This window comes from Achromobacter sp. (genome assembly GCF_036567245.1).
Lineage (GTDB): Bacteria > Pseudomonadota > Gammaproteobacteria > Burkholderiales > Burkholderiaceae_B > Achromobacter.
The window spans coordinates 1-15,528 of sequence record NZ_DATCUY010000670.1; the positions used below are offsets into that span (position 1 = coordinate 1).

Below are 15,528 nucleotides of genomic sequence, written 5' to 3' on the forward strand. Positions count from 1 at the left end.
GGCGGCGCGGCGGAAGCCCGCCATCTCGCGCTGCTCGGCGCGCTGGTCATCGCGGTGACCGCTGTGGCCCGCGCCACCGGAGACCTGCCCTACGTGCTCTACATGGTGTTGGGCGGGTCGAACGACAATCTGTTCTGGGGCGCCTTGTTCGCCTCGCTGGCGCTGATCTGGGCGCCGATGCTGTACGCGCTTGCTGTGTACGGACTGAGCCTGCCGCGCGCGGCGACGGCCGGCGAGTACGGGTTTCGCGGCGCGCGGGGCGCGATGCCTTACAAGCGCTGGCCGCTGATGCTCGCGCTCTTGCTGCTGGTCGCGGCGGCCGGCCATGCCGGCTACACCTTGCGCATGCTCGCCTCGGGCTACACCGATGCCGAGTTGGCGCAGAGCGCGCTGAGCGTCCTGCTGTGCGTCCCGATCACGTTTGTAGTGGCGACGATGTATGCGGTTGCGTATCGGGATTCGGTCAACAGGTAGGCATTGCGGAACGTTGCAAAGACCCGTGAACAAACAACACATGGCCCTCTCGCTGCACAGGTTTTGCGACGTCCCTGTCGAAGACTGGCTGGAGTTATTGAACAACCCGGCAGTAGTACGCCACATGCCGCTCACGCATGGCAATTGGACCGCTCGCGCCGCGTCCGACTGGGTCAAGGGAAAAGACGGGCAGTGGTTGGATCACGGGTATGGGCCCTGGTCAATTCGAATCGGCGGCCAGTTCGCTGGCTGGGGCGGTTTTCAGCGGGAAGGTGAAGAAGCCGACCTGGCCTTGGTTCTGTTGCCCGCGTACTGGGGACAAGGCGCCAGGATTTTTCGCCACTTGATGAGCCTGCGGGCTGAACTTGGCATTGGTCCGGTAAGCATCCTGCTGCCGCCGAGCCGGTCCCGATTCAAGGGTCTGGCCAGGCTTGGATTCGTATTTGCGGGAGAGGTGACCTATGAAGACCAACGATTCCTGAAATTCCGCACCTGCGGCTAGGCAACGGCCGGCGGCGTGGGTCCGCCATCACGTCCTCGATCGCTCGCCGCCGTGCACGGCAAGCTGACTATTTCCTGACGCAAAAACGCGAATAGTTTTTATTCATATAGAATTCCGACTGTCCGTAACCCCCACGCTTGGCAGTCCTGATGTCCCAGCCCCCCTCCACGGGCCCCGCTTCCCCACGTCAACGCCTGGTCCTGATTGCCACTGCACTCGCGCTGGCAACCCTGGCCGCCCTGGCGTTCTGGTACGCCGGATCCCAGGATTCCCCCTCAGCGCGCCCGCCCGATTATGGGCAGATTCCGGTTGCCGTCGCGGTCGAGGCCGCCAGCGCCGGTCCGTTGCAGCGCGACCTGCATGCGCTCGGAACCATTACGCCGTTAGCGCAGGTGACGTTGCGCAGCCAGATCGATGGCGAGCTGCTGAAGCTGCATTTCGCCGAAGGCCAGGCCGTGACACGCGGCCAGTTGCTGGCAGAGATCGATGCGCGCCCCTATCTTGCAGCGCTGGCCGCAGCCGAAGGTGAACTGGCGCGCACCCAGGCGCTGCTGGACAACGCCGCCGCGGACCTGCAGCGCTATCGCAAGCTGGCGCGGCAGGAAGCGGTGGCGGGCCAGCAACTGGATACCGCCGAAGCCCAGGTGCGTGTCTACGCCGCTCAGCGGCAACGCAACCAGGCCCAGGTGGCCGACGCCCGGCGGCTGCTGGACCACACCCGCATCGTCGCGCCGCACGACGGCCGCATCGGACTGCGGCGCATCGATGCCGGCAACCACGTGCGCGCCGACGACGCCAACGGCCTGACCACGCTGGTCCAAACCCGTCCCATCTCGGCCCTCTTCAGCATTTCCGAAACGCGCCTGGACATCCTGCGCGCGGCGCAGGCGCGGGACTCCGCGCTGCGGGTGCAAGCCTGGGATGCGGATGACCGCCGCCTGCTGGCCGAGGGCACGCTGGAAGCGCTGGACAACCGCATCCAGGCTGCCAGCGGCACTGTCCGGTTGCGCGCGCGCTTCGACAACGCAGACGAATCGCTGTTTCCGAACCAGTTCATCAATATCCGGCTGGCGGTAGTGCAGCAGGACCACGTCATCACCATTCCCACCGCGGCCATCCAATATGGATCCGAGGGAGCCTTTGTATTCGTCATAGGTGAAGACAATCGCGCCAGCCGCCGCGTGCTGAACCTGGGCCCCGCCAACGCCGGGCGCATTGTCGTGCAATCCGGCCTGGCCGAGAACGAGCGCGTGGTGGTCGAAGGCGTGGACCGCCTGCATGACGGCCGCGACGTGCAGATTGTCGAACCGCAAAAATCATGAGCCTGTCGCGTCCCTTCATCCTGCGCCCAGTCGCCACGTCCTTCCTGATGATCGCCCTGCTGCTCTCGGGCATCCTGGCGTGGCGCATGCTGCCCGTGGCGGCGCTGCCGCAGGTGGACTACCCCATCATCCAGGTGACCACGCAGTACCCCGGGGCCAGTCCGAACGTGACGGCGCGCACCGTCACCGCGCCGCTGGAGCGGCGCTTCGGGCAGATACCGGGCCTGAAGCAGATGTCTTCCACCAGCGGCAGCGGCATCTCGGTGATAACGCTGCAATTCTCGCTGGACGTGTCGTTGGGCGTGGCGGAGCAGGAAGTCCAGGCGGCCATCAGCGCCAGCGGCGCGTTGCTGCCCAACGACCTGCCGACGCCGCCCGTCTACCGCAAGGTCAATCCCGCCGACGTGCCGATCCTGACCCTGGCGGTCACCTCCGATTCCCTGGCGGTCACCTCCGATTCCCTGCCGCTGCCCCAGGTCTACGACCTGGTGGACACGCGCATGACGCAGCGCCTGTCGCAGTTGTCCGGCGTGGGCATGGTCAGCCTGGCCGGCGGCCAGCGTCCGGCGGTGCGGGTGCAGGTCAATCCGATGGCGCTGGCCGCGCGCGGACTGCAGCTGGCCGACGTGCAGGAAGCCATCACCAAGGCCAACTCGAACCAGCCCAAGGGCAGCTTCGACGGGCCGGTGCGCTCGGTCATCATGGACGCGAACGACCAATTGCAGAGCGCCGAGGAGTACCGCGAGCTGATCGTGGCCTGGCGCAACGGCGCGCCGGTACGGCTGGGCCAGGTCGCCACCGTCGAGGACGGGGCGGAAGACCGCTACCTGGCCGCCTGGGTGGACAAGCAGCCAGCCGTGCTGGTCAATATCCAGCGCCAGCCAGGCGCCAACGTCATCGCCGTGGCCGATCAGGTCAAGGCTCTGCTACCGCAGCTGACGGCCAGCCTGCCGGCGGCCGCGCAGGTCCGCGTGCTGACGGATCGCACCGAAAGCATCCGCGCGTCGGTGCGCGGCGTGCAATGGGAGCTGGCCTTCGCCGTGGGCCTGGTGGTGCTGGTGACCTTCCTGTTCCTGCGCAACCTGCCCGCCACGCTGATCCCCAGCCTGGCCGTGCCGCTGTCCCTGATCGGCACCTTCGGCTTCATGCACCTGGCGGGGTTTTCCACCAACAACCTGACGTTGATGGCGCTGACCATAGGCGCGGGCTTCGTGGTGGATGACGCCATCGTGATGCTGGAGAACATTGCGCGCTACCGTGAGCAGGGTCACAGCCCCATGGCGGCGGCGCTCAAGGGCGCCGGCCAGATCGGCTTCACGCTGGTGTCCCTGACCCTGTCGCTGATCGCGGTGCTGATCCCGCTGCTGTTCATGGAGGACGTGGTGGGCCGGCTGTTCCGCGAGTTCGCGGTCACGCTGGCGGTGGCCATCCTGATATCGCTGGCGGTGTCGCTTACGCTGACGCCCATGATGTGCGCGCGGCTGTTGCCGGCGCACGAGCCGACGCGCCCCGGATTGCTGGACCGCGTCCAGGCGCGCTACGCCGGCTGGCTGGACCTGACCTTGCGCCATCAGCGGCTGACCCTGGCCGTGATGCTGGCAACCGTGGCCCTGACCGGCCTGCTGTACCTGGCCGTGCCCAAGGGCTTCTTTCCGACCCAGGACGGCGGCACGCTGCAAGGCGTGACGCAATCGTCCCAAAGCACCTCGTTCGACGCCATGTCGCGGCGCCAGCAGGCAGTAGCCCAGGCGCTGCTGGCGGACCCGGACGTGGCCAGCCTGTCGTCCTTCATCGGCATCGACAGCATGAACACCACCCTGAACACCGGCCGGTTGTTGATCAACCTGAAGCCCTGGTCGGAACGCAGCGCGCCGCTGACGGACATCATGGCACGGCTGGATGCGCGCGCCCGCGAGGTCCACGGCATCTCGCTGTTCCTGCAGCCGGTGCAGGAGCTCAATATCGAGGACCGCGTGAGCCGCGGCCAGTACCAGTTCACGCTGACCTCGCCGGACAGCGAGCTGCTGGCGCGCTGGAGCCATGCGCTGACTGCGCGCCTGGCGCAGGCGCCCGAACTGGCCGACGTCTCCACGGACCTGCAAGGCGACGGCCGCCAGGCCTATCTGCAGGTCTCGCGCGACGCCGCGGCCCGCCTGGGCGTGACGATGGACGACGTGGCGCAGACGCTTTACAACGCCTTCGGCCAGCGCCAGGTGGCCACGCTGTTCACGCAGTCCAACCAGTACCGGGTCGTGCTGGAAGTGGATCGCAAGCTGGCGCTGGACCCGGACGCGCTGGAACGTATCCATCTGCAGACGGAAGACGGGCAGGCGATCCCCCTTTCGGCGCTGGCCACCGTCAGCGAACGCGCGGTGCCGCTGGCCGTGAACCACTTGTCGCAGTTCCCCGCGGTCAACCTGTCCTTCAATCTGCCGGCGGACGGGTCGCTGGGCGAGGCCATCGCCGCGATCGAATCGGCGCGGCAGGAAATCGGCATGCCGCTCAGCGTGGAGCTGCGTCTGCAGGGCGCGGCGGCGGCGTTCCAGGCCTCGCTGTCGAACACCCTGTGGCTGATGCTGGCCGCGGTGGTCACCATGTACCTGGTGCTGGGCATGCTGTATGAAAGCGCCATCCACCCGGTGACCATCCTGTCCACCCTGCCCTCCGCCGCGGTGGGCGCCTTCCTGGCGCTGCTGCTTACCGGACGTCCGCTGGACCTGATCGCGGTCATCGGCATCATCCTGCTGATCGGGCTGGTGAAGAAAAACGGCATCATGATGGTGGACTTTGCGCTGGAGGCCGAACGGTCGCGCGGCCTGGCGCCGCAGGCTGCGATCCGCGAGGCCGCCCTGCTGCGCCTGCGGCCCATCCTGATGACCACGCTGGCCGCGCTGTTCGGCGCGCTGCCGCTGATGCTGGCCACGGGTTCGGGCGCGGAACTGCGCCAGCCGCTGGGCTGGGTCATGGTGGGCGGGCTGCTGGTCAGCCAGGTGCTGACCCTGTTCACCACGCCCGCCGTGTACCTGTTCTTCCACCGCCTGGGCCAGCGCCGCGGCGCGCCGGCCGCCAAGCCCGGGGTTGAAGGCCCGGCGCCATGATCCGCGCCTTGCTGCACCGCCCGACCGCCTGCATCTTCCTGGCGATCGCGCTGACCCTGTTGGGCGCGGTCGCATGGCGGCTGCTGCCCGTGGCGCCACTGCCCCAGGTCGACTTCCCCACCATCGAGGTGCGGGCCGAACTGCCGGGCGCCAGCCCCGAGAGCATGGCCAGCACCGTGGCCGCGCCGCTGGAACGCGCGCTGGGCAGTATCGCGGGCGTCAGTTCGATGACCTCGTCCAGCAACCAGGGCGCCACCCGCGTGCAGCTGCAGTTCGACCTGGACCGCGACATCAACGAAGCCGCCCGCGACGTGCAGGCCGCCATCAACGCCGCCCGCGCGGAACTGCCCTCCGGCATGCCAGGCAATCCCAGCTACCGCAAGGTCAATCCATCCCAGGCGCCCATCATGGCGCTGGCGCTCAGTTCGTCCACCCGCCCCGCGGGCGAGCTTTACGACCTGGGCTCGACGGTGCTGGCGCAGAAGATCTCGCAGATCAACGGCGTAGGCGAAGTGACCATGGGCGGCAGTTCCCTGCCCGCGGTGCGGGTGCAGGTCAATTCCAACGCCCTGGCCCACTACGGCGTGGCCCTGGACGAGGTGCGCCAGGCCATCGCCGACGCCGCGCCCATGAGGCCGCAAGGCCAGCTGGATTCCGCCAACCGGCGCTGGGAGGTCGGCACGCCCGAACAGCCCCGCGCCGCGCGCGACTACGAGAGCCTGATCGTGCGCCACCAGGACGGCGCGGTGATCCGGCTGTCGCAGGTTGCCCGGGTCAGCGATTCGGTGGAAAACCGCTACAGCAGCGGCTTTCACAACCGCAACCCGGCCGTGGTCCTGACCATCAGCCGCCAACCCGGCTCGAACATCATCGAAACCATAGGCGCGATCAACCAGGCCCTGCCCGGCTTGCGCGCGCTGATGCCGGCCGACGTGGACCTGACCGTGGCGCTGGACCGCTCGCCCGGCATCAACGCCACCCTGCGCGAGGCGCACATCACGCTGGGACTGGCCACGGCGCTGGTGATCCTGGTGGTGTGGGCGTTCCTGGGCAATGCGCGGGCGGCGGCAATACCGAGCGTGGCGATTCCGGTGTGCCTGATCGCCACCTTCGCCGTCATGTACCTGTGGGGCTTTTCGCTGAACAACCTGTCGCTGATGGCGCTAATCGTCGCGGCCGGCCTGGTGGTCGACGACGCCATCGTGGTGCTGGAGAACATCTCGCGCCATATCGAGCGCGGCCTGTCGCCGCGCAAGGCCGCACTGCGCGGCGTGCGCGAAGTGGGCTTCACGCTGGTGGCCATGACGGTGGCGCTGAGCGTGGTCTTCGTGTCCATCCTGTTCATGGGCGGCCTGGTCGAGCGGCTGTTCCGAGAGTTCTCCATCACCCTGGTCGCCGCCACCGTCATCTCGCTGGTGGTCTCGGTGGCCATCATCCCCAGCCTGTGCGCCCGCTGGCTCAAGCCCGCCCGCCCGCAGGCGACTGGCGCGGACTTGCGTCCGTCGCGCATGCAGGCGGCCTTCGAACGCATCCATGCCTGGTACGGCAGCACCCTGTGGCGGGTGCTGGGCCATGCCCGGCTGACGCTTCTGCTGCTGGCCGGCGTGGTCGGGCTGAACGTCTATTTGTACGTGCAGGCGCCCAAGGGCTTCCTGCCGGTGCAGGACACCGGACAGCTGGTGGGCTTCGTGCGCGGCGACGACGGCTTCTCGTTCCAGGTCATGCAGCCCAAGATCGACCAGTACCGGCAATTGGTGCTCAAGCATCCGGCGGTGCAGGACGTCATCGGCTACAACGGCGGCAGCCTGGGCATCAGCAATTCCCTGTTCCTGATCCGCCTGAAGCCCGCCGCCGAGCGCGCGGAATCGTCGACCGAAGTCATCAACTGGCTGCGCACCAACGCCCCGGCCGTGCCGGGCGGCATGTTCTTCCTGAACGTGGACCAGGACCTGCGCATGCCCGGCGGCTTCGGCAACTCCGGCGACCACGAGCTGGCCATCATGGCCAGCGACGTGCCGGCCTTGCGGCAATGGTCGCGCAAGATCTCCAAGGCCATGCAGGAGATACCAGAACTACGCGACGTGGACGCGGAAGGCGACGGCGCCACCCAGCAGGTGGTGATCGACATCGACCGCGCCGCGGCCCAGCGCCTGGGCGTGGACATGGGCACCATCAGCAGCGTGCTCAGCAACTCGTTCAGCCAGCGCCAGGTCGCCACCTTGTACGACGCCATGAACCAGTACCGCGTGGTGCTGGAGCTGGACCCGCGCTACACCGAGGATCCCGAGGTCCTGGAACAGGTGCAGGTGGTGGCGGCGGACGGCGCCCGCGTGCCGCTGACGGCCTTCGCCACCTACGACTACGGGCTGGTCAACGACCGCGTGTTCCACGACGGCCTGTTCGCGGCCGTGGGCGTGGGCTTTTCGCTGGCCGAGGGCGTGTCGCTCGAACAGGCCCTGGTGGCCATCGACGCCACCATGGCCAAGCTGATGGTGCCCTCTTACATCCAGACCCGCCTGGGCGGCGACGCGCGCAACTTCCAGCAAAGCCTGCAGGACCAGCCCTGGCTGATCCTGGCGGTGCTGGTGGCGATCTACCTGGTGCTGGGCATCCTGTATGAAAGCCCGCTGCATCCGCTCACCATCCTGTCCACCCTGCCCTCGGCCGGCGTGGGCGCGCTGCTGGCGCTGCGGCTGGCCGGCATCGAATTCACGCTGATCGCACTGTTGGGGCTGTTCCTGCTGGTGGGCATCGTCATGAAGAACGCCATCCTGATGATCGACTTCGCGCTTGGCCTGGAACGGCGCGAAGGTCTGACGCCGGAGCAAGCGATCCACCGCGCCGCCATGCTGCGGCTGCGGCCCATCGTCATGACCAACCTGGCGGGGCTGCTGGGCGCCCTGCCCCTGGTGCTGGGCATGGGAGAAGGTTCGGAACTGCGCCGCCCGCTAGGCATCGCCATCGTCGGCGGCCTGCTGATCAGCCAGTTCCTGACGCTGTACACCACGCCCATCGTGTATCTGGCGCTGGAGCGGCTGCGGCTGAAATGGAAGGCTGGCCGGCTGCGTCCTGGCCCCGAGGCCTGAAGCACGGGCCAGCCTGCGGGTTCAGTCCGGGAGTATTCCCGCCGCCTTGATGACCTGCGCCCACTTGCGCTGCTCGGCCAACTGGAATTCCGCCAGTTCGCCCGGCGTGCCGCCCGCCGGAATCGCGCCCAGTTCGGCCAGCCGCTGCTTCACCGCCGCGTCGCCCAAGGCCTGGTTGATGGCCAGCGACAACTTTTGCTGCACCACCTGCGGCGTGCCTGCGGGCGCATACATCGCGAACCAGGACGAGGCTTCGAAATCCGGCGCGCCCAAGGCTTCGGCCATGGTCGGCACCTGCGGATAGTCCGGCAGCCGCTGCGCTGTCGTGACGGCCAGCATGCGCAGTTTTCCGGCCTTCACGAAGGGCGTGCTGGTCAGCAGCGTATCGAACATGACCTGGACCTGGCCGGCCACCAGATCGGTCACGGCGGGACTGGAGCCTTTGTACGGGATGTGGGTCATGGAGGTGCCAGTCTTGTACTTGAAGTATTCCGGCACCAGATGGGAAGAACCGCCATTCCCTGCCGAGCCGTAGTTCACGCGGTCTGGGTGGGATTTCAGATAGTCCACCAGCTCGCCCACGGTCTGCACCGGCATCTGCTGCGGATTGACCACGACCGCGATAGGCACGGTGAGGACCAGCGCCAGGGGCGTGAAGTCCTTGTTCGCGTCATAGGGAATATCGGGATAGAGGCCAGGATTGATCGCCATGGTGCCGATGCTGGCCATCATCAGCGTGTACCCGTCCGGCTTGCTGCGCGCGGCGTCGCTGGCGCCGATGAAGCCGTGCGCGCCGGCCTTGTTCTCGATGACGACAGGCGTGTCCAGACGGTCGGCGAGCGCCTTGCCGACCACGCGCGCGGCGATGTCGGTCGGTCCGCCGGCGGGGAACGGAACGACCAGCCGGATGGGGCGTTCTGGCCATTGCGCCCCGGTATTGCCCACGGCGGGCTGCGCCACGACAGCGCAGGCGAGCGCGGCGGCTACTAAAAGATGCTTCATTGATTTGTCTCCTGGCATGTTCTACGGGGCGCGTCAGGCGGCGGTCTGGATGCCGGCTTCGCGTATCAGGCGCGCCCACTTCTTCTGTTCTTCCTGGATGTAGCGCTGTGCGGTCTCCGGCGAGCCGCCCATGGCCGTGCTGCCTTCGGCGGTGAACATGGCCACGGTGGCCGGATCGGCCAGCACCTGCTCCACGACCGCATTGACGGCCTTGACGACCTCGGGCGGCGTGCCGGCCGGCGCGACCAGCGCCTTCCAGTCCAGCGCCTCGAATCCCTCGTAGCCGGATTCGGCCACGGTGGGCACATCGGGCAGGATCGCCAGCCGCGCGCGGGAGCTGACGGCCAACGACCGCAGCACCTTGCCCTTGAGCATTTCCTGGGCAGCCTGCGGCGTGGCGAACATGTAGTCGGTACTGCCGCCCAACAGATCGTTGAGCGCCGGCGCCGCACCGCGGTATGGCACGTTCAACACCTGGAACTTGCCCTGATAGGCAAGCAGTTCGCCTGCCAGATGGCCCACCGTGCCGGAACCCGCCAGGGCCTGCTTGATGGCGCCTGGCTCGGCGCGCGCGTCCTTGATCAGGTCGGCCAGGGTCTGCCAGCGCGCGTTGGCCTTGACCACCAGCACCACCGGCAGCGAAGCGATCAGGGAGACTGCCGCGAAGTCCTTTTCCGCGTCGAAGGGAATCTGCGGCATCAGGGCGGGATTGATGGCCAGGTTGGCCGTCTGGCCCAGGCCCAGCATGTAGCCGTCCGGTTTGGCCTTGGCCACGAAGTCCATGCCGATGTTGCCGCCCGCGCCGGGACGGTTTTCCACCACCACCGACCAGCCGGCCATCGCCGTGACCTTGGCCGCGATGGCGCGCGCCACCGAGTCCGTGCCGCCGCCCGGGGTGTAGGGAACGATAAGGCGCACGGGCCGGCCGTTCGGATAGCCGCCCGCGCTCTGTGCGCGCAGCGGCAAGGCGGCGGCGCAAAGCGCGGCGCCCAGGAAGGCGCGGCGGGATAGCGTGATCATGGTTAGTCTCCTTGTGTGATTTGCCTTGCTTTCAAGGCCGCGATTTCATCGTCGCGATAGCCGACGCCGCGCAGCAGCGCGTCGGTGTGTTCGCCCACCGCAGGCGGCTGCAGGCGTATTCCGGGCTGGGCGCCGCCCAGCGTGAAAGGCGCCAGCGGCACCCGCGATTCCCGGCCGTCTTCCAGCGCGATGGGCGCCAGGCCGCCGGTGGCTGCCAGGTGGGGATCCTCGAACAGCTGCTCGGGCCGCGTGATCGGCGCGAAGGGCAGGCCCTCGCGCTCGAACACTTCCGCCAGCTCCGCCGCGCTGCGCTCCGCCAGATGCGAGCGCAACTGCGGCATCAACCAATCGCGTGCCTGCACGCGATCGTTGTTGCTGGCCAGGCGGGGATCGGCCAGCAGCTCGGCCAGCCCGAAGGCGCGGCAGAAGATGCCCCATTGCTTGTCGCTGACCACGGCCAGGAAGATCTGTTCGCCGCCCTTGACGGTGAATACGTCGTAGATGGCCCAGGCCGAGATACGGCTGGGCATGGGCGCGGCGGCCCGGCCGGTGACGGCGTACTGCATCATGTGCTGGCCCACCAGAAAGACGTTGTTCTCGAACAGCGAGGCCTGCACTTCCGTGCCTACGCCCGTCTGTTCGCGCTGCGCCAGCGCCGCCATGGCGCCAATCGCGCCGAACATGCCGCCCATGATGTCGTTGACGCTGGCGCCCGCGCGCAGCGGATCGCCGGGGCGCCCCGTCATGTAGGCCAGGCCGCCCATCATCTGCACGACTTCGTCCAGCGCCGTCCGGTGTTCGTAAGGACCGGGCAGGAAGCCCTTGTGGCTGACGTAGATGAGGCGGGGATTGCGCTGCTTGAGCGTGGCGTAGTCCAGGCCCAGCTTCTCCATGACGCCGGCCTTGAAGTTTTCGCTGACGATGTCGGCCGAATCGATCAGACGCAACGCGGCTTCGATTCCCTCGGGCTGCTTCAGGTCCAGGGCGATGCTCTTCTTGTTGCGGTTGAACATGGGGAAAAAGCCCGCGCCCGACCCGAGCAAGCGGCGCGTGCTGTCGCCGCCCACCGGTTCGACCTTGATGACTTCGGCCCCCAGGTCCGCCAGCAGCATGCCGCAGGTGGGACCCATGACCATGTGGGTGAATTCGACGACGCGGATGTGTTCGTACGGAAGGCGCGGATGGGCGTGGCTGGACATGGGCGTGGATCTTCTGCAAATTGCGGCGGTCCCGGCAAAGGCCGGCGTGGCCGCATGTTTCTGGTGTGTAGGGCCGCAGGGGTATGGGCGATCAAGCCCGCCGGACGAATCCTTTGGGCAAGCCGGCGTCGGGGGTCATGCCGTACAGCGGCTCGCCGGGCAGGCCGGCGGCCAGCGGCGCGCGCGCGGCGACGATTCCATCCAGGTCGATGCCGGTGCGTACACCCATCGCCTCGAACATGAAGACCAGGTCCTCCGTCACGACGTTGCCGGACGCGCCCGGCGCATACGGGCATCCGCCCAGCCCGCCCAGGGAACTGTCGAAGGTGCGCACGCCCTCCTCCCAGGCCGCCAGGCAATTGGCCAGGCCCAGGCCGCGCGTGTTGTGCATGTGGGCCGCGCCCGCCTTGTCCCCGAGTTCGGCGCGCAGGCGGCGGAACAGCCGGCGCACTTGCGCGGGGTTGGCGTAACCCACGGTGTCCGACAGCCCCGACTCATCGGCGCCCGCCGCCACGCACAGCGCGGCCAGGCGGATGACATCGTCTTCCGGCACGCTGCCCTGCAAGGTGCAGCCGAAGGCCGTCGAGATGCCGGCCTCCAGCTTGACCGCGGGAGCCAGCTCGTCCCGCAGCCGTGCGATGGCACGCACTTCCTCCACCATGTCCTCGGGTGTCTTGCGCACGTTGGCCAACGAATGTTCGCGGCTGGCCGAGACCGGCATGGTCAGCTTGTGGACGCCGGCCCGCAGCGCCGCCTCGGCGCCGCGCGCATTGGGGACCAGGGCCATGACCGTGATGCCGGCATGCCCCGCCGCGTGGCGCACCACTTCAGCGGCATCGGCCATCTGCGGCAGCAGGCGCGCCGGCACGAAGGAAGCGACTTCGATCTCGCGCACGCCGGCCTCCACCAAGGCGTCGATCCAGCGCAATTTATCGGCCGTGGCCATCGTCGCCTTGACGGACTGCAAGCCATCGCGCGGGCCGACCTCGCTGATCAGGACGTCGGGTGTGTGAGCGTTGGATTGAGCCATGGTGTGATTTTCCAATAATTCTATCTAATAGAATGTTATTCTTCAAGATAGAATTATTGAGCGCGCAGCTTCGCACTGTCAAGCGCCTCGCGCCCAGGGAAAACCACGAATCCAGCCCCAGACGCCGCCTACAATGCGCATGATTCGTTCTAAAGGATGGAATATGGCCCCACCCATGATTCGACCCGCCGGAGATCGGGATGCCGCGTAAAGCCGCCACGGAATCGCTAGCCGACGCTGACGCCGCTCAAGGCGGCGTCGCAGCGGTGGATCGCGCGTTGAGCTTGATGTCGGTGTTCACGCCGCGCGACAAAGCCTTGTCCCTGGGCGAGCTGTCCGAGCGCACGCGCCTGTACAAGAGCACTGTCCTGCGGCTGCTGGCATCGCTGGAGCACGCCGGCTGGATCCAGCGCCTGGACGACGGCCGCTATGCGCTGGGCGGGGAAGTCGCGCGCCTGCACGGCATCTACGCCTCCTCGTTTTCGCTGGAACACGTCGTCCTGCCGGTGCTGCGCGACCTGGTCGCGGCCACCGGCGAAAGCGCGGCCTACCACGTGCGCCAGGGAGATGCGCGCCTGTGCCTGTACCGCGTGGATTCGCCCCACCCCGTGCGCGACCACATCCGCGCGGGCGATCTGCTGCCGCTGGATCGCGGCAGCGGCGGACGCGTACTGACGGCCTACGACCCGGTGTTGGGCCACGCGCCCGGGCCCGAGCAGGAGCTGTACGCCCGCATCCGCGCCGACGGCTATTTCGCCGCCATGGGCGACCGCCTGGCGGAAGTGGCGGGCATATCCGCGCCCGTCTTTCTGCTCGATGGCGAGATCGCCGCCGCGGTGACGCTGACCGCGCCCATCCATCGTTATGTCGCCGCCCATCTGGCGGCGGTGCAGGAGGCCGCGCGGCGCCTGACGGGGAAAGTCGGTTAGCGGACCCGGGCACGGCGGGCGCTGCTGCGGCCAGGCAATACAAAAGAACCCGTGCTTGCGTGCGATGGACAAGGCCGAAGCGGATAGACAATGCATTTCCGGCCACCGCCGGAGCCCCCCCTGAGGTGGGGTATTTGAGTCGCCGGCGTCCGGACTGCGGGATTCCGATGCTCGCCCCGGTAGGGCTGCGCTTCGGATCCCTCCGCCCGGCCCCCGGCTCACGGCATCTGCCCATGAACGGGCTCCAAACCCAACGCATTAGGCGACTGCCAGCCGAGGACCCCGGAGCCATCCGAAGCGCAGCCCCAGCGGGGCGAGCATCGGAATGGCGCAGGGCAGCCTCGGCGGCTAAAGAACCCTGACGTCCGCAAGCTCGAAGCCCTGCCGCCCCGCGCTTCGGTGTTGTGAAGCTGGGTTCTTGAGTCGCCGGCGTCCGGACTGCGGGATTCCGATGCTCGCCCCGGTGGGGCTGCGCTTCGGATCCCTCCGCCCGGCCACCGGCTCACAGCATCTACCCATGAACGGGGTTCAAAACCAACTCATGAGGCCGCTGCCAGCCGAGGACCCCGGAGCCATCCGAAGCGCAGCCCCACCGGGGCGAGCATCGGAATGGCGCAGGGCAGCCTCGGCGGCTAAAGAACCCTGACATCCGCAAGCTCGAAGCCCTGCCGCTTCACCCCCCCGAAAGCGCTTGCCCTACAAGGGTTATCAGGGCTTTCGATAGGATTTATTGCGAATTGTGACGCTATAATTCCCGGCTGCTTGCATGGGGACGTTCCCCAGAAAGGAGCTTCCAGCATGGTAATGATGTTGCCTTTCCTGACTGGCCTGATCGCGGCGTGGTTCGGCATGCTGGGCAGGCGCCGCCCCTGCGTGACCTTCTGGTTGCTGACGCTGGCGCTGTTTGCCGCCTGGTGCCAGTACCACATGACCAGCCCGCTGGCCTTGTCGTTCTGAGGGCGGGGCGATGATCTTCTCTCGCAATCCCGCGCGCGGCTCGCGCATTCTGAACGGCTTGGCGCTGCTGGGCATTACCGGCGCCCTGGGCATGGCCTTCTTCTGGCAGATCGCCTATGACGAACTGCCTTGCCCGCTGTGCTTGCTGCAGCGCGTGGCGCTGATGCTGGCCGGCATGGGCTTTCTGTTGAACATGCGCCTGGGCCCGTCGCCGCTGCACTACGCGATGAGCATTGCGGGCGCGCTGGGCGGCATGCTGGCCTCGGGCCGGCAGGTGCTGCTGCACATTGCTCCAGGCGATCCAGGCTACGGTTCGCCGCTGCTGGGTCTGCACTTCTACACCTGGGCGTTCATCGCCTTCATCGCCATCATCGTGTTTTGCACGGTGATGCTGGCGGTCGACCGCAAGTGGGGCGACAACATGCTGCGCAAGCCGGTATCGGTGCTGGGCGTGCTGGTCATGGCCCTGTTTTTTCTGATGGCGCTGGCCAACGTCGGCGGCACCACGCTGGAGTGCGGTTTCGGGCCTTGCCCGGACAATCCCACCAGCTACCAGTGGCTGAATTCCCCCTCTGCCACATAGCCCGACGCCGGCGCCGGGTAAAATACCGGGTTTCGCGGCATTCGTCCGCGGTCCTTTGACTCTCCGCGGCCCTGCGCCGCGGTCTTCTACGACACCGGTTATGACAGCCAAGACTTCCGCAGCGGCAGAGGCCACCCCCGTGGTGGGCGTGATTATGGGTTCTTCCAGCGATTGGGAGGTCATGAAGCACGCGGTCACCATGTTGGAGGACTTCGGCGTGGCCTGCGAGGCGCGCGTGATTTCCGCGCACCGCATGCCGCAGGACATGGCCGAGTACGGCGCGGCGGCGCATGTCCGCGGCCTGCGCGGCATCATCGCCGGCGCGG

The 15,528-nt window shown here is 67.6% G+C and carries 12 protein-coding genes and 1 pseudogene; 9 read left to right on the top strand and 4 right to left on the bottom strand.

Translation table 11 applies throughout. From position 1 onward, the window contains the following. From VIR09_RS28595 to VIR09_RS28615, 5 genes and pseudogenes are all read left to right on the top strand, one after another. Positions 1–474: pseudogene (locus VIR09_RS28595) on the top strand (hypothetical protein); the annotation flags it as partial. Between the two features lie 25 nt (positions 475–499). Then, positions 500–976, top strand: coding sequence for a GNAT family N-acetyltransferase (locus tag VIR09_RS28600; protein WP_332015939.1), 477 nt, complete (start codon positions 500–502; stop codon positions 974–976). A 149-nt stretch (positions 977–1,125) separates the two neighbouring features. After that, positions 1,126–2,298: an efflux RND transporter periplasmic adaptor subunit gene (locus VIR09_RS28605; protein ID WP_332015940.1), complete on the top strand. Its 1,173-nt coding sequence runs from the start codon at positions 1,126–1,128 to the stop codon at positions 2,296–2,298. Next, a complete protein-coding gene (locus tag VIR09_RS28610) occupies positions 2,295–5,396 on the top strand; it encodes a multidrug efflux RND transporter permease subunit (RefSeq protein WP_332015941.1) in 3,102 nt (1,033 codons plus the stop codon). Before VIR09_RS28605 ends, VIR09_RS28610 begins: the two co-directional genes overlap by 4 nt. Next, positions 5,393–8,482, top strand: coding sequence for an efflux RND transporter permease subunit (locus tag VIR09_RS28615; RefSeq protein ID WP_332015942.1), 3,090 nt, complete (start codon positions 5,393–5,395; stop codon positions 8,480–8,482). Before VIR09_RS28610 ends, VIR09_RS28615 begins: the two co-directional genes overlap by 4 nt. 21 nt (positions 8,483–8,503) lie before the next feature. Here VIR09_RS28615 and VIR09_RS28620 read toward each other — a convergent pair whose 3' ends face one another. The 4 genes from VIR09_RS28620 to VIR09_RS28635 all read right to left on the bottom strand — a co-directional run bounded on the left by VIR09_RS28620 (position 8,504) and on the right by VIR09_RS28635 (position 12,733). Continuing rightward, positions 8,504–9,484 (bottom strand): tripartite tricarboxylate transporter substrate binding protein, encoded by a 981-nt coding sequence (locus VIR09_RS28620; RefSeq protein WP_332015943.1) that lies wholly within the window; start codon positions 9,482–9,484, stop codon positions 8,504–8,506. A 33-nt stretch (positions 9,485–9,517) separates the two neighbouring features. Next, positions 9,518–10,504 carry a tripartite tricarboxylate transporter substrate binding protein gene (locus VIR09_RS28625; protein ID WP_332015944.1) on the bottom strand — a complete coding sequence of 329 codons (987 nt, stop codon included), beginning with the start codon at positions 10,502–10,504 and terminating at the stop codon, positions 9,518–9,520. A gap of 2 nt (positions 10,505–10,506) precedes the next feature. Continuing rightward, a complete protein-coding gene (locus VIR09_RS28630; RefSeq protein ID WP_332015945.1) occupies positions 10,507–11,703 on the bottom strand; it encodes a CaiB/BaiF CoA-transferase family protein in 1,197 nt (398 codons plus the stop codon). A 91-nt stretch (positions 11,704–11,794) separates the two neighbouring features. After that, positions 11,795–12,733 carry a hydroxymethylglutaryl-CoA lyase gene (locus VIR09_RS28635; RefSeq protein WP_332015946.1) on the bottom strand — a complete coding sequence of 313 codons (939 nt, stop codon included), beginning with the start codon at positions 12,731–12,733 and terminating at the stop codon, positions 11,795–11,797. Positions 12,734–12,933: 200 nt separating this feature from the next. Here VIR09_RS28635 and VIR09_RS28640 point away from each other — a divergent pair, with 200 nt between their 5' ends. The 4 genes from VIR09_RS28640 to VIR09_RS28655 form a co-directional block, all read left to right on the top strand. Continuing rightward, entirely contained in the window at positions 12,934–13,662 is a 729-nt protein-coding gene (locus VIR09_RS28640; RefSeq protein WP_332015947.1) for an IclR family transcriptional regulator, read from the top strand. Between the two features lie 798 nt (positions 13,663–14,460). Then, on the top strand, positions 14,461–14,619 hold the full coding sequence (locus tag VIR09_RS28645) for a DUF5993 family protein (RefSeq protein WP_332015948.1): 159 nt from the start codon (positions 14,461–14,463) through the stop codon (positions 14,617–14,619). A 10-nt stretch (positions 14,620–14,629) separates the two neighbouring features. After that, positions 14,630–15,202: a disulfide bond formation protein B gene (locus tag VIR09_RS28650; protein ID WP_332015949.1), complete on the top strand. Its 573-nt coding sequence runs from the start codon at positions 14,630–14,632 to the stop codon at positions 15,200–15,202. Between the two features lie 100 nt (positions 15,203–15,302). Next, a partial coding sequence (locus VIR09_RS28655) for an AIR carboxylase family protein (RefSeq protein ID WP_332015950.1) occupies positions 15,303–15,528 on the top strand: 226 nt, incomplete at its 3' end.

Bases quoted from the DNA above. Each gene is read 5' to 3' on its own strand.
- VIR09_RS28620 (WP_332015943.1), bottom strand. From the start codon at position 9,484: ATGAAGCATCTTTTAGTAGCCGCCGCGCTCGCCTGCGCTGTCGTGGCG.
- VIR09_RS28645 (WP_332015948.1), top strand. From the start codon at position 14,461: ATGGTAATGATGTTGCCTTTCCTGACTGGCCTGATCGCGGCGTGGTTC.
- VIR09_RS28650 (WP_332015949.1), top strand. From the start codon at position 14,630: ATGATCTTCTCTCGCAATCCCGCGCGCGGCTCGCGCATTCTGAACGGC.
- VIR09_RS28615 (WP_332015942.1), top strand. From the start codon at position 5,393: ATGATCCGCGCCTTGCTGCACCGCCCGACCGCCTGCATCTTCCTGGCG.
- VIR09_RS28625 (WP_332015944.1), bottom strand. From the start codon at position 10,504: ATGATCACGCTATCCCGCCGCGCCTTCCTGGGCGCCGCGCTTTGCGCC.
- VIR09_RS28630 (WP_332015945.1), bottom strand. From the start codon at position 11,703: ATGTCCAGCCACGCCCATCCGCGCCTTCCGTACGAACACATCCGCGTC.
- VIR09_RS28635 (WP_332015946.1), bottom strand. From the start codon at position 12,733: ATGGCTCAATCCAACGCTCACACACCCGACGTCCTGATCAGCGAGGTC.
- VIR09_RS28610 (WP_332015941.1), top strand. From the start codon at position 2,295: ATGAGCCTGTCGCGTCCCTTCATCCTGCGCCCAGTCGCCACGTCCTTC.
- VIR09_RS28640 (WP_332015947.1), top strand. From the start codon at position 12,934: ATGCCGCGTAAAGCCGCCACGGAATCGCTAGCCGACGCTGACGCCGCT.
- VIR09_RS28605 (WP_332015940.1), top strand. From the start codon at position 1,126: ATGTCCCAGCCCCCCTCCACGGGCCCCGCTTCCCCACGTCAACGCCTG.